Genomic DNA, 18,593 nt, shown 5'->3' with positions numbered 1-18,593 from the left:
CGGCTGAAGGATCAGTAACTCCCGTGAGGTCGAAGCTCAAATGAAACGTCTGCCTGTCGCTGTGTTGCTGATCGGTTCCACCGTACTGGGTGGCTGCATGTCGCCGCCGCCCAAGCCCAACGATCCGTACTACGCACCGGTGCTGCCGCGCACACCGCTGCCTGCGGCTGCCAATAACGGTTCGATCTACCAGGCCGGTTTCGACCAGAACCTGTACACCGACCGCAAGGCGTTCCGCATCGGTGACATCATCACCATCACCCTGAACGAGAAGATGTCGGCGTCCAAGAGCGCCAATTCCAAGGTGAGCAAGGACAGCAGCAACAAGCTGGGCCTGACCTCGCTGTTCGGCGGTGGGGTGAGCGGCACCAACCCGCTCACCGGCGGCAATGCCAACCTCGGCGTCGGCTACAGCGGCGCCCGCTCCACCGACGGCGACGCCAAGTCTGCGCAAGCCAATACCTTGACGGGATCGATCACCGTGACCGTGGCCGATGTGCTGCCCAACGGGATCATCTCGGTGCGCGGCGAGAAATGGCTGACGCTCAACACCGGTGAAGAGCTTGTGCGCATAGCTGGCCTGATTCGTGCAGATGACATTGCAACCGACAATACCGTGTCGTCCACCCGTGTCGCCGACGCCCGCATCACCTATTCGGGCACCGGCTCCTTCGCGGAAGCGAGCCAGCCTGGTTGGCTGGACCGGTTTTTCGGCAGCCCGTACTACCCTTTCTGAGTGCGCACGAACATGACCAAACTCAACGCTGTGCTGGTGGCTGCTTTCCTGTTTCTGGGCCTGGGCGGAGTTGCCCAGGCTGAACGGCTCAAGGATATCGCCAGCGTACAAGGCGTGCGCAGCAACCAGTTGATCGGCTACGGCCTGGTCGTGGGCCTGGACGGCACGGGTGACCAGACCACCCAGACCCCGTTCACCCTGCAGACCTTCAACAACATGCTCGCCGAGTTCGGCATCAAGGTGCCCGCCGGCACCAGCACCACTCAGCTCAAGAACGTTGCAGCGGTGTCGATCCATGCCGACCTGCCGCCCTTCGCCAAGCCTGGCCAGACCATCGACATCACCGTGTCGTCGATCGGTAACTCCAAGAGCCTGCGCGGCGGCAGCCTGCTGATGACCCCGCTCAAGGGTATCGACGGCAACGTCTACGCCATCGCCCAGGGCAACCTGGTGGTCGGCGGCTTCGATGCCGAAGGCCGCGACGGCTCCAAGATCACCGTCAACGTACCGTCGGCCGGCCGCATCCCTGGCGGTGCCAGCGTGGAGCGTTCGGTACCCAGTGGTTTCGATCAGGGCAACTACCTGACCCTGAACCTGAACCGCCCCGACTTCACCACCGCCAAGCACATCGTCGACAAGGTCAACGAGCTGCTCGGCCCAGGCGTCGCCACCGCAGTGGACGGCGGCTCGGTGCGCGTCACCGCGCCACTGGACCCCAACCAGCGCGTCGATTACCTGTCGATCCTGGAAAACCTGGAAGTCGATCCGGGCCAGGCCATGGCCAAGGTCATCATCAACTCGCGTACCGGCACCATCGTGATCGGCCAGAACGTCAAGGTATCGCCGGCGGCCGTGACTCACGGCAGCCTGACCGTGACCATCACCGAAGACCCGATCGTCAGCCAGCCAGGCCCGCTGTCCAACGGCCAGACCGCCGTGGTGCCGCGCTCGAAGGTCAATGCCGAGCAGGAAGCCAAGCCGATGTTCAAGTTCGGCCCCGGCACTACGCTTGACGAGATCGTGCGTGCGGTCAACCAGGTGGGCGCTGCCCCGAGTGACCTGATGGCGATTCTCGAAGCCTTGAAGCAGGCCGGCGCGTTGCAAGCCGACCTGATCGTGATCTGAGGACCGAGCTCATGGACATGCCCAAGGGCGGCACTTCGACCGGCGCAGCCGACAGCGGTGCCTATACCGACCTGAACCGCCTGAGTTCGCTCAAGTACGGTGACCGCGACAGCGAGGCCAACCTGCGCAAGGTGGCCCAGGAGTTCGAGTCGGTGTTCGTCGGCGAGATGCTCAAGTCCATGCGCTCGGCCAACAACGTGTTCGCCGAAGACAACCCGATGAACAGCTCTACGGTCAAGCAGTACCAGGACATGTACGACCAGCAGCTGGCCGTGAGCATGTCGCACCAGGGCAACGGCATCGGCCTGCAGAACGTGCTGATGCGCCAGCTCTCCAAAACCGCCGGCCACAGCGTGGGCGACGGCCGCAACCCGTTCAACCGTACACTGGACAACAGCCAGCACATGCTCGGTGCTCAGCGTGACGCTGCCGCCGAGGGCCGCAACGCCTCGGTACGCAGCGACATGGCCAAGCTCAACGAGCGCCGCCTGCAACTGCCCAGCAAAACGGCTGACCGCCTGCTGGCCGGCATCGTGCCGTCCGGCGACGCCAGCAAACTGGTGCGCGATGGCGACACCACCGCCAAATTCACGCTGTTGCACCCGGAAAAGGCCAACGCCATCCGGGTGCCGGGCAGTGCGCCTTCGACCATCGCCCAGGCGGTGGCTGGTGCCAATGCAGCCAATGCTGCCAGCGCCGCCAAGGCAGGGCAGGGCGATGGCAGCTATGGCGACTGGACCCAGAACATCGCCAGCGCCACTGCCGCCGCTGCGGGCACCCGCAGCTACTCGCAGGTGCCGCTGGCGCCGAACAAGGCGGCGTTCAAATCGCCCGACGAATTCATCGCCACCATGCTGCCGATGGCCCAGGATGCCGCCGCGCGCATCGGTGTAGACCCCACCGTGCTGGTGGCCCAGGCCGCGCTGGAAACCGGCTGGGGCAAGTCGATCCTGCGCCAGGACGACGGCAGCAGCAGTTTCAACCTGTTCAACATCAAGGCTACCGGCAGTTGGAAGGGCGACTCGGCCCGCGCTGTCACCAGCGAGTACGAGAACGGCCAGGTGGTCAAGGAAACCGCGCAGTTCCGCGCCTACGGCTCTTACGCCGACAGCTTCCATGACCTGGTGAACCTGCTGCAGAACAACGATCGCTATCAAGGTGTGCTCAAGGCTGCCGATAACCCGGAACAATTCGTGAAAGAGCTGCAAAAGGCCGGGTATGCCACCGACCCGAATTACGCGAGCAAGATCACCGCGATCGCCAGGCAGCTTCAGAGTTACGAGAACTACGCGGCCAGCAGCGCCACCACTAAGGCTTTGTAAGTAAGGTTTGAACCATGGCGAATCTGATCAATATCGGTGTTAGCGGCCTGTCGGCCAGCCAGGCGGCGATGAACGTCATTGGCAACAACATCGCCAACGCCGACACCAAGGGCTACTCCCGCCAGTCGGTGTCGACGACCGCCAGCGCCGTGCAGAACATCGGCGTGGGTTACCTGGGCACCGGTGCGACCATTTCCGACGTGCGCCGGATCTACAACGGCTACATGGACCGGCAGCTGCAGACCACCACGTCGCTGAGCGCTGACGCCACGGCTTACCAGACCCAGGTCAATGCTGCAGATTCGCTGCTGTCCGACAGCAGCACCGGCGTTGCCTCGGCCCTGACCAGCTTTTTCACCTCGCTGCAAACCGCTGCGTCGAGCCCCAATGACAGCTCCGCACGGCAACTGCTGCTGACCCAGGCTCAAGGCCTGTCGAACCGTTTCCAATCGATTGCCAGCCAGCTGAGCCAGCAGAACGACGGGATCAACTCCCAGCTCGCGGCGCTCTCGGACCAGGTGAATAACCTGAGTAGCCAGGTCGCCTCGCTCAACAAGCAGATTTCGGCGCTGTCGGCTGCCGGCACCCAGCCCAACTCCTTGCTCGATGCGCGCAATGAAGCCGTGCGCTCGCTCAACGAACTGGTGGGCGTGACCGTGCAGGAGCGCGGCGGCGACTACGACGTGTACCTGGGCACCGGCCAACCGCTGGTGAGCGGGGTCAATTCGAACAAGCTCAGCGCCGGCCCGAGCAACACCGACAGCGGCCAGTTCTCGCTGACCCTGCAGATGCCCAACTTCAGCACCGACGTCACCTCGGTGGCCACCGGTGGCAGCATCGGCGGCCTGCTGCGCTATCGCAACGACGTGCTCAACCCCAGCATCAACTCGCTGGGGCGCATCGCGCTTACCGTCAGCGATTCGGTCAACAAGCAGCTGGGCCAGGGCCTGGATGCCAACGGCCAGTTCGGCAGCTCGCTGTTCAGCAACATCAACAACAGCATTGCCATCACCCAGCGCAGCGTTGGTGCGATCACCAACAGCGCAGGCTCCGGCAACCTGAACGTCAAAATTACCGATACCAGCCAGCTGACCACCTACGACTACCAGGTGAAGTTCAGCGACGCCGACAATTACAGCGTGACCCGTTCCGACGGCACCTCGATGGGCAGCTTCAAGCTCAGCGATTCGCCTGCGCCGACCATCGATGGCTTCCAGCTTTCGCTCAACGGCAGCGCGCTCAGCGCCGGCGACAGCTTCAAGGTGCAGCCGACCCGCTCGGGCACCAACAGCGTGGGCACCATCCTGACCGACCCCAGCAAGCTGGCTTTCGCAGCGCCCCTGGTAGGCACGTCGGGCAGCAGCAACACCGGCACCGGCAGCATCACCCAACCGACGCTGACTACCCAGCTCGATACCAGCGACCCGGTTGCGCTCAGCGAAATGCAGAACGCGGTGAAGAACTCCACCCCGGTCAAACTGGTGTTCAGCGCCGCCAGCGGCGGCAGCCAGAACTACACCATGTACAACGCCCAGGGCACCTCGATCGGCACCGGCAGCATCGTGCCCGGCCAGGCCAACACCCTGAGCCTGTCGATTCCGATGGTCGACGCCAGCGGCAACCCGATCCTCGATGGCAGCGGTGCGCAGAAGACCTTCAGCGCGCAGATGACCCTCAATGGCTCGCCCGCGACCTCCGACAGTTTCAGTGTGGCGTTCAACTCGGCAGGCAAGACCGACAACCGCAACGCCCAGCAGCTGCTGGCGCTGCAGACCAAAGCCACCATCGGCGTGCGCGACGGCAACACCGGCATGAGCCTGACCAACGCCAACGCCTCCCTGGTGGAGAACGTCGGCGCTAAGGCTGCGCAGGCCAAAACGGACGTAAGCCTCACCGGCACTCTGGTCGACACGGCCAAGAACAACCGCGACTCGGTCTCGGGGTGAGCCTGGATGAAGAAGCTTCATCGTTGGTGAAGTACCAGCAGTACTACACCGCTTCTTCGCAAATCATCAAGACAGCGCAGTCGATCTTCGACACGCTGATCAACGCGCTTTGAGGAGTTGCCCAGCATGATGCGTATCTCTACCGCCCAGTATTTCGAAAGCAGCGCGGCCAACTATGCGCGCAACTACAACAACCTGATCGCCAGCAGCGAGGAAGCTACCACCCAGGTGCGCGTGAAAACCGGCGCAGACGATCCGGTGGGCGCCGCGCGCTTGCTTCAGCTCGACCAGCAGAGCTCGATGCTCAAGCAATACAGCAGCAACACCACCACGGTAGCCAACAAACTGGGCCAGTCCGAAGCGGTGCTGACCAGCGTGACCCAGGTGTTGCAACATGCCCGCGAACTGACCATGAGCGCAGGCAACGGCGCGATGACCGACGCAGATCGCGGCTCGATCGCCTCGGAACTGGGCCAGATCCAGGACCAGTTGCAAACGTTGATGAACAGCAAGGATGAGAACGGCCAGTACCTGTTCTCCGGCTCCAAGAGCGACGTGGCACCGTTCAGCAAGAATGCCGACGGCACCTACAGCTACAACGGCGACCAGACCGTCCAGACCTTGCAGGTGGGCGATGAGCTGGCCGTGGGCATCAACGAAACCGGCTACTCGGTGTTCCAGCAGGCGGTGAACACCGCTCGCACTACCGTGACCGCTGGCAATGCCGACGGCAAGGCTGTGATCTCCAATGGCCTGGTGCAGAGCAGCCCAACCTTCAATGCCGACTTCCGCAAGGGCGAGCCCTACACGCTCACCTTCACCAGCGCGACCCAGCTGAAGATCACCGACGCCAGTGGCAATGACCTGACCGGCGAGCTGTCGCAGAACGGCCAGGTGACCAGCACCACCGGCCAGAGCATCGGTTTCCGCGGCCTGAGCCTGAACCTGGACGTGAACCTGGCCAAGGGTGACGATGCTACCACCACCCTGACCGGCCGCACTTTCACCTTGCAGTCCACGCCTGACACCTTCACCACCAATCGCAACCCGGGCAACGCCTCGACTGCGGTGGTCACCGGTGCCAGCGTGAGCAATGCGGGCACTACAACAGCACCTTCCCGCAAGGCGCGGCGGTGGTGAAGTACACCGACGCAAACAACGTTGCGCTGTATTCGGCTCCCGTGACTGCCGACAGCAAACCGGTGGCAACCGCCGCCGTGGCCGCTCCCGGCACCTCGGTGAGCGTCGGTGGCGTGACCTTCCAGCTCAGCGGCGCGGCACAGGCCGGCGATCAGTTCCAGGTCGCGGTGGACAATCACCAGACCCAGAACATCCTCGACACCCTGACGCAACTGCGCCAGGCGCTGACCACGCCGATCGACGGCAACACCACCGCCAAGCAGAACTTCCAGGCGCAGTTGAATGCTGGCCTTTCCAACCTCACCAGCGGTGCCGAAACCCTGGGTAATGCGGTCAGCTCCATCGGTGCGCGTGGCAATGCCCTGGATATCCAGACTGCCACCAACCAGTCATTGACGTTGGCCAACACCAATACGACCTCGTCGATCCGCAACAGCGACTATGCCGAAGTGTTTCGCGCATGACGCTGCAGCAGACCATGCTGCAAGCAGCGCAATTGACGTTCAGCAAGGTCTCGCAACTGACCCTGTTCAGCCGCCTCTAAGTTTCATAGGCCGGTGCTGGCGCAAGCCGGGCCGGCCTTTTTTCATTTTTGCTCGGGTGAGCAGCGGCACGGGCGCACCTGATGCTTCAGGAGAATCGTGAACCGTGACTTCCCCCGCCCTGGTCAGCATCGTCATCCCCGCCTACAACCCCCGCTATTTCGATGCAGCGCTGCGCACGGCACTGGCGCAGAGCTATGAAGCGCTTGAAGTGGTGGTGTGCGACGACAGTGAAGGCGATAGCATCCAGCACAGTGTGCAGGCCATCGAGCAGCAGATGGGCCGGCCGGTGCGCTACCTGCGTAACCGTACGCGGCTGGGTTTTGCCGGCAACGTGCGCGAGGCAGTGGCCCAGGCCCGGGGCGAATACGTCAAGGTGCTGTGTGACGACGACCGCCTGCTGCCGGACTGCATCGTCATGCAGGTCAAGGCCATGGCGCTCAACCCGGACGTGGAGCTGGTCACCTGCCAGCGGCAGTACTGCGATGCCAACGACCACCTGCTGCCGGCCCGCCTGAGCAACTGCGTGATCACGCCCAAGGGTTCGGTGCTGATGGGCGTGGACATTCTCTCGATCATCGAGCGCTCGCCGATCAACGTGTATGGCGGCTTCTCCTCCACCCTCATGCGCACCGCGCAGGCTCAGGCATTGCTGCCGGTGCTCTGCGACAACGGCTTTGGCGGGCTGCTGGACCTGGCGCTGTATTGCTGCCTGTTCCGCCGCGGCCAATTGGCCACCATCAACCATGTGCTGTGTTTCGAGCGACTGCACGAAGGGCGTTTCAGCGAGGCTGCGCCGGTTATCGCCGCGCGCGACGATGAAGTGCGCTGGCTCGACGACATGCTGCGCCAGCGCGGCGGCGAGCAGCCCCCGGCCGATGGCTGGGTACGCATTCGGCCGCTGACCGATGGGCCTTTGCAGGTGCCGATCGAGTGGGGCGAGCACGCCATGATGCGCATCCTCATGGCCCAGCAAACCCATTTGCTTGGGCGTGTGGGGAGTTTTTCCAGCAGCTTCGAGGAAGTGCTCGCCCAATGGTTGCAGTGCCGCACCTTGACGCCGGCGGCCAAGGCGCTGATCCCGCGGCGGCTGGCATCGTGGCCGCGCCAGCCGCGCCTGGCGGTGGTGCTGTTCGACCACGGCCAGTACGCGCTGGACGTCACCCTGGCCAGCCTTGCAGGGCAGAGCTACCAGGCCAGTGAAGTGGTGGTGCTGTCTGCGCGCCAGCAGGCTGACCACCGCGCCATCGACGGCGTGCGCTACCTGCCCATGCAAGTCGACCCCTGGCGCAGGCCCGGGCGCTGGTCGAGACGCTGGAGGCCGACTGGGTTTACCTGCTGCGTGACGGTGACCGCCTGCTCGACGACACCCTGCTGATCCTCGCCGAACGCATCGCCGTGCGCCCTGCGCTGGCCTGCCTGTATGGCGATGAAGGCGTGGTGCGCGGCGGCATTTCTCAGGAGCCGGTGTTCCGCCCCGACTTCAACCTCGACCTGATGCGCGCCTATCCCTATGTGGGGCGTTTGCTCGCGTTCGACCTGGCAGCCCTGCGAGGGGTGGGCGGCCTGGCTGCGGAACTGGGCGAGCTGGCGCCGCACGACGCGCTCTGGCGCCTGGTCGAGCAGCGCGGCCCCGGCGCTATCGGCCATGTGGCCGAGTTGCTGGTGGAATCGCGCTACAGCTTTGCCCAATGGCTGGGCGAGCCGGCCGTGGCCGAGGGCAGCGTGGGGTTGCTGCAGGCGCACCTGGGCCGGCTGGGCGTGGTGGGCGAGGTCGAGCGCGACGCTGAACAGGCGCTGTGCCGGGTGCGCTACGGCCATGCGCAGCAGGCCGGGGTGAGCATCGTCATTCTCTGCGGCAGCGAGCCTGAGGTGGTGCAGCGCTGCGTGGACAACCTGTTCGCCAAGACCGATTGGCCGGCGTTCGAGGTACTGCTGGTGGCGGACCAGCCCGGCGAGTCGACGGTGCGCTGGCTCAGCGGCATCGAAGGGCTGGGCAGCGACCGCCTGCGGGTGATCGACGCCCGCACCACGGCCGGCCATGCGCCCAGCGCACGCAACCTTGCAGCCGGTGCCGCGCGGGGTGAGTTGCTGCTGTTCTCGACCGACGCGCCCTGGTGTTCGAGCCTGGCTGGCTGGCGGCGATGGCCAACCACGGCCAACGCCCGGAGGTGGCTGCAGTCGGCGCCAAGATGATGCGCCCCGATGGGCGGGTGTCGCGCGCAGGCCAGGTGCTGGGCCTCAACGGCCCGGCCAACTCGCCGTTCACCAATGAGACCTTCAATGCCAAAGGCTACATGCAGCGTCTCCAGGCCACGCAGAACTGGAGCGCAGTGGCGCTCGAGAGCCTGATGGTCGACCGCCAGGCGTTCCAGGAAGTCGGCGGCTTCGATGAGCAGCATTTCGGCGAGAATTTCAGCGAAACCGACCTGTGCCTGCGCCTGGGCCGTGCCGGTTATCTGGTGGTATGGACGCCGGAGGCGCGTTTGGGGCTGGACCTGCTGCCCGGCATGGCTACTCGTGAACAGGACGAAGAACAGCTGTATCGGCGCTGGCTGCCTGCCATCGCCCGCGACCCGGCCTACAACCCCAACCTTGCTGTGTTCAACGTGGCCTTCAGCATGGAGCCGGGTGAAATCACCGGCTGGGACCCCTTCGTCGAGCCCGTGCTGCCGACCGTGGTTGCCCTGCCGGTGGACCGCTCGGCGGTAGGCCATTACCGGGTGGTGCAGCCCTTCACCGAGCTGGAGAAAGCCGGCTGGGTGCAGGGCCGGCTGATCGACGGCATGCCGAGCATGGTCGGGCTGGAGCGCCTCGATCCGCAGGTGATCGTGCTGCAGTGCCGTTACTCGAAGGGCACCGTTGAGCAGATGGAGCAGTTGAGCAAGTATTCCCATGCCAAGCGGGTGTACGAGCTGGACGACTACGTGGTCAACGTGCCGTCCAAGAACGCCCACGGACGTAACATGCCGAGCGACATGGAAGCCATCGTGCGCCGCGGCATCGGCCTGTGCGACCGGGTGGTGGTCTCTACCCAGCCGCTGGCCGAAAAACTGGCGCACATGCACAACGACATCCGCGTGGTACCCAACATGCTCGCGCCGCATCTGCGGTCAGCCCAGCGCGCTCAGCGCAACACCTCGCGCAAACCGCGCGTGGGCTGGGGCGGCGGCACCAGCCACCGTGGCGACCTGGAGCTGATCGCCGACGTGGTGCGCTTGCTGGCCGATGAAGTCGACTGGGTGTTCTTCGGCATGTGCCCGGAGGCGCTGCGCCCCTACGTGCGCGAGTTCCACCCGGTGGTGCCGCTGAACCTGTACCCTCCAAGCTCTCGAGCCTGAACCTGGACCTTGCCCTGGCGCCGCTGGAGCTGCACGAGTTCAACGACTGCAAGAGCAACCTGCGCCTGCTCGAATACGGCGCCTGCGGCTTCCCGGTGATCTGCTCCGACACCAAGGCTTACCGTGGCTACCTTCCCGCCACACGGGTGGAAACCGACAGCACCGAGGAGTGGATGGCGGCGATCCGCAAGCACCTGGACGACCCAGCCTTCAACCAGGCGCGCGGTGATGCGCTGCATGACGTGGTGATGCGCGACTACGTGCTGCGCGGCGAAAACCTGCGGCACTGGTTCAACGGCTGGTTCGCCGACTGACCTGAAGGGCCTGCCCGCCGAACTGGCATGGTTTCTGAATAGCCCCTGTCCGTGTCGATAAAACGGACAGGGTGCGGCATGAAAGCAGTGATTCTGGCGGGCGGGCTCGGTACACGGATCAGCGAGGAGTCCCACCTCAAGCCCAAGCCGATGATCGAGATCGGTGGCAAGCCAATTCTTTGGCACATCATGAAGCTGTATTCCGCCCACGGCGTGAACGACTTCATCATCTGCCTGGGCTACCGCGGCTACGCCATCAAGGATTTCTTCGCCAACTACTTCCTGCACACCTCCGACGTGACCTTCGACATGGTGAACAACCGCATGGATGTTCATCAGAACTACAGCGAGCCATGGCGCGTGACGCTGGTGGATACCGGCGAAAGCACCCTGACCGGCGGGCGCCTGCGCCGCGTGGCGCGCTATGTCGAAGACGAAAGCGCCTTCTGCTTCACCTACGGTGACGGCGTTTCGGACGTCGACATCGCCCAATTGATCCAGTACCACAACGCCCACGGCAAGCTCGCCACTGTTACAGCCGTGCAGCCGCCGGGGCGCTATGGCGCACTGGAGCGTGACGGCGACCAGGTGCTGGGCTTCACCGAAAACCGCGTGGGGAGGGCGGCTGGATCAACGGCGGCTTCTTCGTGCTCTCGCCCAAGGTCATCCCTTACATCGAAGGCGACGAGACCTCATGGGAAGCCGAGCCGTTGATGCAGTTGGCGGCCGATGGGCAGCTCAACTCGTACCAGCACGATGGTTTCTGGCAGCCGATGGACACCCTGCGTGACCGCACGCACCTGGAACAGCTCTGGGCCAGCGGCCAGGCACCCTGGAAGCAATGGCCATGAGTGCAGCGTTCTGGGCGGGCAAGCGAGTGCTGGTCACCGGCCACACGGGTTTCAAAGGCAGCTGGCTTGCGCTCTGGCTGCGGCGGCTGGGCGCCGAAGTCACCGGCTTCGCGCTGGCGCCGCCGACCACGCCGAGCCTGTTCGAGCTGGCCGGCGTGGCGCAGGATGTGACCGACCTGCGCGGCGATGTACGTGACGCCGACGCGCTGCTCAAAGCGGTGCGTGAGGCGCAGCCGCAGATCGTGCTGCACCTGGCGGCCCAGCCGCTGGTCAGCGAAGGCTACAGCGACCCGGCCGGCACCTACGCCAGCAACGTGATGGGCACGCTCCACCTGCTTGAAGCGGTGCGCCAGGTGCCGGGCGTGCAGGCCTGTGTGGTGGTCACCACCGACAAGGTCTACGCCAACCAGGAATGGGCGTGGGGCTACCGCGAGCATGAGCCGCTGGGTGGCCACGACCCTTACAGCAGTTCCAAGGCCTGCTGCGAGTTGCTCGCGCAATCCTGGGCCGCTTCGTTTTCCCGGCCTCCCGCCACGCCGAGCACGGCGTGGCGCTGGCCACTGCACGCGCGGGCAATGTGCTGGGCGGGGGCGATTTCGCCGCCAATCGGCTGCTGCCGGATATTTTCCGTGCCTGGGATGCCGGCCAGCCGCTGCAGGTGCGCTACCCCCAAGCAGTACGCCCCTGGCAGCACGTGCTGGAGCCGCTGAGCGGCTACCTGCTGCTGGCCCAGCGCCTGGCCGAGCAAGGCCCGGCATTCGCCGGGGCGTTCAATTTCGGGCCGCGCGATGTCGACATGAGCCCGGTCAGCGATGTGATCGACACCCTCGAACGGGCATGGCCGGAGCCGGTGCAGGTGGTGCGTGCCACCGGCGAGCAAGCTCACGAAGCCGGCCAGTTGCGCCTGGACAGCAGCCTGGCCCGCAGCCGGCTGGGGTGGGCGCCGCGCTGGTCGCTTGCGCAGTGCCTGGAGCAGACACTGGCCTGGCACCGCGCCTGGCGCAACGGCGATGACCTGCGTGAACTGACCCTTGCTCAGCTGGATGACTACGGACTGCAACCATGAGCGACTACACCCTCGAACCCCTCGCGCTGGAAGGCCTGGCGCGCATCCATCAGCGCGTGTTCAACGACGCGCGCGGCCGCTTCGCCCGGTTGTTCTGCCAAGGGCGCCTGACGCTGCAAGGCCGGCCGTTCGACATCCGCCAGATCAACCATTCCACCACTCAGGGCATTGGCAGCGTGCGCGGCCTGCACTATCAGTTGCCCGGCCACGCCGAAAGCAAGCTGATCACCTGCCTGGAAGGGGCGATCCTGGACATCGTGGTAGACATCCGCCAAGGCTCGCCGACCTTTTTGCAATGGCATGCCGAGCGGCTGGAGGCGGGCGACGGCCACAGCCTGCTGATCCCCAAGGGCTTCGCCCACGGTTTTCAGGCGCTGACCGAACAGGTGCAGGTGCTCTATTTCACCGACGCCGACTACGCCCCCGGCCATGAAGGCGGCCTGCGCCACGACGACCCTATGCTGAACCTGGCATGGCCGCTGCCGGTGGCCAACCTGTCCGAGCGCGACCAGCAGCATGCGCTGCTGACGCCAGCCTTTACCGGGGTGGCGCTGTGAGGCTGCTGGTCACCGGCGGCACCGGGTTCATCGGCCAGCACCTGATCTGCGCGTTGCTGGCGGCCGGCCATACGGTTCGCGCATTGGCCCGCGACCCGGCCCGCGCCCGCGCGCTGCCCGGCCTTGCCGAGGCCGAGTGGGTGCAGGGCGACCTCGACGACCCGTCGCTGGACATTTCACCTTTGGTAAATGGCGTCGAGCAGCTCGTGCACCTGGCCTGGCAGAACCTGCCCAATTACCAGGCAGCCTTTCATTTCGAACACAACCTGTTCGCCCACTACCGCTTCATCAAGACGGTGGTGCAGGCCGGTGTCGGGCGGATAGCCGTAGCGGGCACTTGCTTCGAATACGGTTTGCACGAAGGCGCCCTGAGCGAGTCGACGCCTGCGCAGCCGGTGACGGCCTACGGCCTGGCCAAGCACAGCCTGCTGGGCTTCTTGCAGGCGCTGCAACGTGAGCGGCCATTTGCCTTGCAGTGGTGGCGGCTGTTCTACCTGCACGGCCAAGGGCAGAACCCCAACAGTTTGCTGGCAAGCCTGGACCGCGCCATCGACGCCGGCGAGCGGCAGTTCCGCATGTCGCCGGGCGACCAGTTGCGCGACTACCTGCCGGTGGCCGAGTCGGCCGACTATCTTGCGCGGCTGCTGGCGGTGCCGGGCAACCACGGCGTGATCAACTGCTGCAGCGGCAAGCCCATTTCACTGCGGGCGCTGGTCGAGCAGCGCCTGCGCGAGCGCCAGGCCAGCCTCGAACTGGTGCTGGGCCATTATCCCTACGCTGCCCATGAACCCCTGGCGTTCTGGGGCAACCCCACCCGTTTGCGAGCCTTGCTCAAGGAGCCTGTGGATGGCTGAGCTCTACCATGCCGAACAGTTGCCGGTGCTGCAGAACCGCACCTATGCCAGCGCCGAGGCGGCCAAAGCCTCGCCTGTCGGGCGCCTGCGCCTGGTACAGGACGAACACAGCGGCCTGGTGCGCAACGCTGCGTTCGACCCCTCGCTGCTGACCTACGACGCCGACTACCAGAACGAGCAGGGCCTCTCGGCGGCGTTCAAGGCGCACCTGGATCAGGTGGAGGGCCTGATCGGCCAGCACATCGGCCGCACGAGCCTGCTGGAAGTGGGATGCGGCAAGGGGCATTTCATCGAACTGCTGAAAAGCCGCGGCTACCACGCGGTGGGTGTAGACCCGGCCTACGAAGGCGACAGCCCCGACGTGATCAAGGCGCCGTTCGACGCCGCCCTGGGCGTGCGCGGCGAGGGCGTCATCCTGCGCCATGTGCTGGAGCACATGAGCGAGCCGCTGGCTTTCCTGCGCTCGATCGCCGATGCCAATGGCGGTGGGCTGATCTACATCGAAGTGCCGTGCCTGGACTGGATCCTGGCGCACAACGCCTGGTTCGACCTGTTCTACGAACACGTGAACTACTTCCGCCTCGATGACCTGCGTGCGCTGTTCGGCCGCGTGGTCGCCAGCGGGCGGGTATTCGGCGAGCAGTACCTGTACGTGATCGCCGACCTCGCCACCTTGCGCGAGCCCACCGGCCTTGCACGGCTCGCACCGCCCGGCCCTGAATTCACCGCCAGCCTTTCCCGCGCGGTGGCGCTGGCGCAGGCCAATGGCGGCGAGATCGCCCTGTGGGGCGGCTCGTCCAAGGGCGTGATCTTCAGCCTGTTCCTCCAGCGCGCCGGTGTGCGCGTGCGGGCGGTGGTCGACATCAACCGTGCCAAGCAGGGCCGCTATCTGCCGGTCAGCGCCGCGCCGGTGATTTCGCCCGAACAGGCAATAGCCGAGCTGCCCGCCGGTTCGCCCATGCTGGTGATGAATTCCAACTACCTTGATGAAATCCGCGCCATGACCCAGGGGCGTTTTGCCTGCCAGGCCGTGGACCGCCCTGAATTTCTTGACCATGAGTGAGCCCGCCATGACCGATAGCCCTCAACAGCAGTTTGCCGCCCAGTGCGACGCCGAAGTTCGCGCGCAAGGCGAAGACGCCCCGCTCAAGCAGCTGGCACTGGATTTCTTCAACGCCTCGGCCCGCCACAAGTACAGCTACCACTTCAGCTGGATGGGCCGGCCGATCATCCAGTTGCCGCAGGACATGCTGGCGCTCCAGGAGATCATCTGGTCGGTCAAGCCGGACCTGGTGATCGAGTGTGGCGTGGCCCATGGCGGGTCGATCCTCTATTACGCCTCCTTGCTCGAGCTGATCGGCCACGGTGAGGTGATCGGTATCGACATCGATATCCGCGCGCACAACCGTGAGGCCATCGAAGCGCACCCGATGTTCAAGCGCGTCACCCTGATCGAAGGCTCCAGCGTCGACGCCGCCGTCGTCGCCCAGGTGGCGCAGCGCGCCCAGGGCAAGAAAGTGCTGGTGGTGCTCGACTCGAACCACACCCACGAGCACGTGCTGGGTGAGCTGCGCGCCTATGGGCCGTTGGTGTCGCCGGGTAGCTACTGCGTGGTGCTCGACACCATCGTCGAGGACATGCCGGCCGACGCCTTCCCCGATCGCCCGTGGGGCCATGGCGACAACCCCAAGACCGCCGTGCATGCCTGGCTCAAGGAAAGCGCCGATTTCGACATCGACTACGCCATGCAGAACAAGCTGCTGATCACCGTCGCGCCCGACGGCTACCTCAAGCGCCGCGGCTGAGCCGCAGCGCCTCCATGCGCCCAAACGAACACCGCGGGGACCCCATGCCAGCCAGCATCGACACGCTTTCGCTCGACGAGCAGTTCACCCTTGTACTGCTGACCCACAACCGCCCGCGGCACCTGCTCAGGGCGCTGGAGTTCTACAAGACGCTGCCCTGCCGGGTGCTGGTGCTCGATTCCAGCACCCAGGCACAGGAAGGCGTGCTGCCGGCCAATGTCGATTACCGGCACCTGCCGCAATTCAGCTACACCGGCATCGTCGGCAAGCTGCAGTTCGGTATCGGCGAGGTCCAGACCCCGTTGATGGCGTTTGCCGCCGACGATGACTTCCTGCTGCACGACGCCCTGGTTGATTCGGTCGCGTTCCTGCAGGCCCACCCCGATTACGGCCTGTGCCATGGCTACTGCCTGATGTACGCCGCCGGCGCCAACGTGGTCGAGTACTTCCAGCGCGACCGCAAGGTGCGTGAGGACTACGACGATGCCGAGCCTGCGGCGCGGTTGCAGTCGTTCTTCAGCCAGTACATTCCGCCGTTCTATGCCGTGACCCGCACCGCGCTGCTGGGCGACTGGGCGGCGACGCAAACCCCGGACACCCGCTTCGAGTGGATGGAAATCACCCACACCTGGCACCTGCTGGCCAACAGCTGCGCGCGGATGCTGCCGCAGCCTTATGTGGTACGGGAGGTGAACCTGGGCGCCTCCGAGCACGACACCAACATCATGACGGTGCTGGGCTACCCCGATGCGCAATCGGTGGCCGAGCGCGAGGCCTATGCTCAGCACCTGGCGCAGAACACCCCTGGCATGGACAGCAGCGAGGGCCAGGAGGCGGCGCTGGAGATCTTCCAGGACCTGCTGCACTGCCTGCAGGCGCGCCGCTCGCTGGTGGTCGAAAGCATGCTGGTATCGCCCTGGAAGTCCATCGAAGGGCCGCAGCGGCTGTTCCGTCCGCACCAGCATCTTGAGCTGCCGTTCTACACCACGGCCTTCTTCGATGAGCTGGAGCGCATCGAATTTCTGCTGCACAGCATGCCGGCCTCGCGCCTGCAGCTGGACCAGCTAGAAGGTGTGCTGGTCACCCAGCGCGACCTGCTGCGCCGTTACCCCAACGACACCGCCGAATCGGAACTGGCGCGGCTGCTCGATGCGCTGGAGCGCAATGCCTTCAACCCGGAGGTGGCCAGCCGTGCGCTGGCGCTGTTGGCCGAGCAGGGCGAGGGCGAGCTGGCCCAGCGCCTGGCCGCCTGGCAGATGCGCCTGAACCAGGCGATCCCGACCCCGGCCACCGAACTGCTCGCCGCGCGGCCCTCTGGCGCTGTGCTGGAGTGGATCGCCCAGGCCGCGCCAAGCCCGGCGCAACGCGACCAGGCCCTGGCGCAACTGCGTGGCACACCCGCCGCACCGGTGTTCGGCATCCTGGTGCTGGACCCGGACAGCGAGATGAGCCGCCTGCAAACCACCTTCGACAGCCTCGCCGCCTCCGAATGGCCGGACCTGCGCATCGTGGTGCTGACCGGCGGCACGGTGCCAGTGCGCACCAGCGCCTATGACCGCCTGCATTTCATCCGCACCAGCGCGCTGGACCAGGCCGAGCGCATGAACGAGGTGATTCGCCAGGGCCAGTGGCAGTGGACGCTGGTGCTGCGCGCCGGCGATCAGTTGCTGCCCGGTGCACTGTTGCAGGCCGCGCTGGAACTGCAAGGTGCCGAAGGCTGCCGCGCCGTGGCGCTGGACCTGGTGCAGCGCAACGAAGATGGCGCGCTGACGGCGCTGGTACGGCCGTCGCTGAACCTTGACCTGCTCAAAAGCGTGCCGCAGATGATGGCCAGCCATTGGCTCATCAACCGCGAAGTGTTCCTGGAGGCCGGCGGTTATCGCGCCGAGCATCGCGAATCGGCAGAGTTCGACCTGCTGCTGCGGCTGATCGAGCGCCAGGGGCTGGCGGGCCTTGCACACCTGGACACGCCGCTGTGCATCACCGCCAAACCGGCCAGCGCCGGTACCGACGGCGATGCGCGTGCCCTGCGTGCGCACCTGGCGGCACTGGGCTATTCGCCGCTGGTGCACCGCAGCGAGGCGGGCGTGCTCAGCATCGAGTACCGCCATGGCGATGCCCCGCTGGTCAGCGTGGTGCTCACCGGCGACGCCGATGCCGAGCAGTTGCAGCGCACCCTGGGCAGCGTCTTTCAGCGTACCCGCTACCAGCGCTACGAAGTGCTGGTCAGCAATGCCCTGACCGGCGCCAACGAATGGCTGCGCACGGAGGCTGCGATCAACCGCCGCCTGCACTGCATCGACGGGCTGGCCGGGCAGGGCGCTGCCACCCAGGCCAACCATCTGGCGACTCTGGCAAGCGGTGAGTTCGTGGTGTTCCTCGACGCCGCGTGCGAGGTGATGACGCCCAACTGGCTGGATGCCTTGCTCAACCAGGCCCAACGCCCCGAAGTGGGTGCCGCCGGCGGCGTGGTGATCAGTGGCGATGACACAGTCCAAGGCGCCGGCTGGCTGTTGCTGCCCGATCAGCCACCGGTACCGGCCTTCAATGGCCTGGCGCTGGACGCCGACACCCCGCTGCGGCGCTTGCAGGCCGAGCATCAATATTCGGCTCTCAATGGCTGCTGCCTGCTGATCCGCCAGAGCCTGTTGCAGCAGATGGGCGGCTGGCAGGTGGGCCTTGAGCAGGGCGGCGACATCGACCTGAGCCTGCGCCTGGAGGGCCACGGCTTCTTGCTGGTGGCCACGCCCCAGGCTCAGGTGCGCAGGGCCCGCCCGGTGGAGCAGGACACCGAAGCGCTCGCGCAGCTTCATCAGCAATGGCCGCACAGTTTTGCCCAGGACCCGGCCTACAGCCGCCAGTACCGTCAGCACGGCACGCCGTGGCAGTTGGACCCCATGGCGAGCAACGCGTGGGAGGGCTTGCTGCGATAGGGCACGCTGGCCTGTATCTTGCTCCGGAAGCCGGATGGGCCCCACGAGGGTCAAAGATCTG

The 18,593-nt window shown here is 65.5% G+C and carries 8 protein-coding genes and 5 pseudogenes; all 13 read left to right on the top strand.

Translation table 11 applies throughout. The annotated features are described in order from the left end of the window. The first annotated feature begins 40 nt into the window (after window positions 1-40). The 13 genes and pseudogenes from flgH (at window position 41) to LN139_RS12295 (ending at window position 18,532) form a co-directional block, all read left to right on the top strand. Window positions 41-736: a flagellar basal body L-ring protein FlgH gene (gene flgH, locus LN139_RS12355; RefSeq protein ID WP_236353773.1), complete on the top strand. Its 696-nt coding sequence runs from the start codon at window positions 41-43 to the stop codon at window positions 734-736. A gap of 12 nt (window positions 737-748) precedes the next feature. Further along, window positions 749-1,861 carry a flagellar basal body P-ring protein FlgI gene (locus LN139_RS12350; protein ID WP_236353772.1) on the top strand — a complete coding sequence of 371 codons (1,113 nt, stop codon included), beginning with the start codon at window positions 749-751 and terminating at the stop codon, window positions 1,859-1,861. A gap of 11 nt (window positions 1,862-1,872) precedes the next feature. Next, window positions 1,873-3,183 carry a flagellar assembly peptidoglycan hydrolase FlgJ gene (gene flgJ / locus LN139_RS12345; protein ID WP_236353770.1) on the top strand — a complete coding sequence of 437 codons (1,311 nt, stop codon included), beginning with the start codon at window positions 1,873-1,875 and terminating at the stop codon, window positions 3,181-3,183. Window positions 3,184-3,197: 14 nt separating this feature from the next. Next, window positions 3,198-5,242 (top strand): annotated as a pseudogene (flgK, locus tag LN139_RS12340) (flagellar hook-associated protein FlgK). A 16-nt stretch (window positions 5,243-5,258) separates the two neighbouring features. After that, window positions 5,259-6,813 (top strand): annotated as a pseudogene (locus LN139_RS12335) (flagellar hook-associated protein 3). Window positions 6,814-6,917: 104 nt separating this feature from the next. Further along, window positions 6,918-10,466 (top strand): annotated as a pseudogene (locus LN139_RS25670) (glycosyltransferase). A gap of 78 nt (window positions 10,467-10,544) precedes the next feature. Then, a pseudogene (gene rfbF / locus LN139_RS12325) lies at window positions 10,545-11,317 on the top strand (glucose-1-phosphate cytidylyltransferase). Further along, window positions 11,299-12,383 (top strand): annotated as a pseudogene (gene rfbG, locus LN139_RS12320) (CDP-glucose 4,6-dehydratase). The pseudogenes rfbF and rfbG overlap by 19 nt, the downstream one beginning before the upstream one ends. Further along, window positions 12,380-12,940, top strand: coding sequence for a dTDP-4-dehydrorhamnose 3,5-epimerase family protein (locus tag LN139_RS12315; RefSeq protein WP_236353763.1), 561 nt, complete (start codon window positions 12,380-12,382; stop codon window positions 12,938-12,940). The pseudogene rfbG and the gene LN139_RS12315 overlap by 4 nt, the downstream one beginning before the upstream one ends. After that, window positions 12,937-13,794, top strand: a complete 858-nt coding sequence (locus tag LN139_RS12310) for an NAD-dependent epimerase/dehydratase family protein (RefSeq protein WP_236353760.1) — start codon at window positions 12,937-12,939, stop codon at window positions 13,792-13,794. Before LN139_RS12315 ends, LN139_RS12310 begins: the two co-directional genes overlap by 4 nt. Beyond that, window positions 13,787-14,857 (top strand): class I SAM-dependent methyltransferase, encoded by a 1,071-nt coding sequence (locus LN139_RS12305; protein ID WP_236353759.1) that lies wholly within the window; start codon window positions 13,787-13,789, stop codon window positions 14,855-14,857. Before LN139_RS12310 ends, LN139_RS12305 begins: the two co-directional genes overlap by 8 nt. Before the next feature lie 7 nt (window positions 14,858-14,864). Then, on the top strand, window positions 14,865-15,599 hold the full coding sequence (locus tag LN139_RS12300) for a cephalosporin hydroxylase family protein (RefSeq protein ID WP_236353757.1): 735 nt from the start codon (window positions 14,865-14,867) through the stop codon (window positions 15,597-15,599). Window positions 15,600-15,643: 44 nt separating this feature from the next. Further along, complete coding sequence (locus LN139_RS12295; protein ID WP_236353754.1) at window positions 15,644-18,532, top strand: glycosyltransferase family 2 protein; 2,889 nt, start codon at window positions 15,644-15,646, stop codon at window positions 18,530-18,532. The last annotated feature ends 61 nt before the right edge of the window (window positions 18,533-18,593 follow it).

The sequence above is a fragment of the Pseudomonas sp. KNUC1026 genome, from assembly GCF_021650705.1.
Lineage (GTDB): Bacteria > Pseudomonadota > Gammaproteobacteria > Pseudomonadales > Pseudomonadaceae > Aquipseudomonas.
This window is presented reverse-complemented; position numbering and strand designations above follow the sequence as displayed.

Excerpts from the sequence above, each read along its gene's own strand:
- flgH (WP_236353773.1), top strand. The coding sequence starts at position 41 with ATGAAACGTCTGCCTGTCGCTGTGTTGCTGATCGGTTCCACCGTACTG.
- LN139_RS12350 (WP_236353772.1), top strand. The coding sequence starts at position 749 with ATGACCAAACTCAACGCTGTGCTGGTGGCTGCTTTCCTGTTTCTGGGC.
- flgJ (WP_236353770.1), top strand. The coding sequence starts at position 1,873 with ATGGACATGCCCAAGGGCGGCACTTCGACCGGCGCAGCCGACAGCGGT.
- LN139_RS12315 (WP_236353763.1), top strand. The coding sequence starts at position 12,380 with ATGAGCGACTACACCCTCGAACCCCTCGCGCTGGAAGGCCTGGCGCGC.
- LN139_RS12305 (WP_236353759.1), top strand. The coding sequence starts at position 13,787 with ATGGCTGAGCTCTACCATGCCGAACAGTTGCCGGTGCTGCAGAACCGC.
- LN139_RS12300 (WP_236353757.1), top strand. The coding sequence starts at position 14,865 with ATGACCGATAGCCCTCAACAGCAGTTTGCCGCCCAGTGCGACGCCGAA.
- LN139_RS12295 (WP_236353754.1), top strand. The coding sequence starts at position 15,644 with ATGCCAGCCAGCATCGACACGCTTTCGCTCGACGAGCAGTTCACCCTT.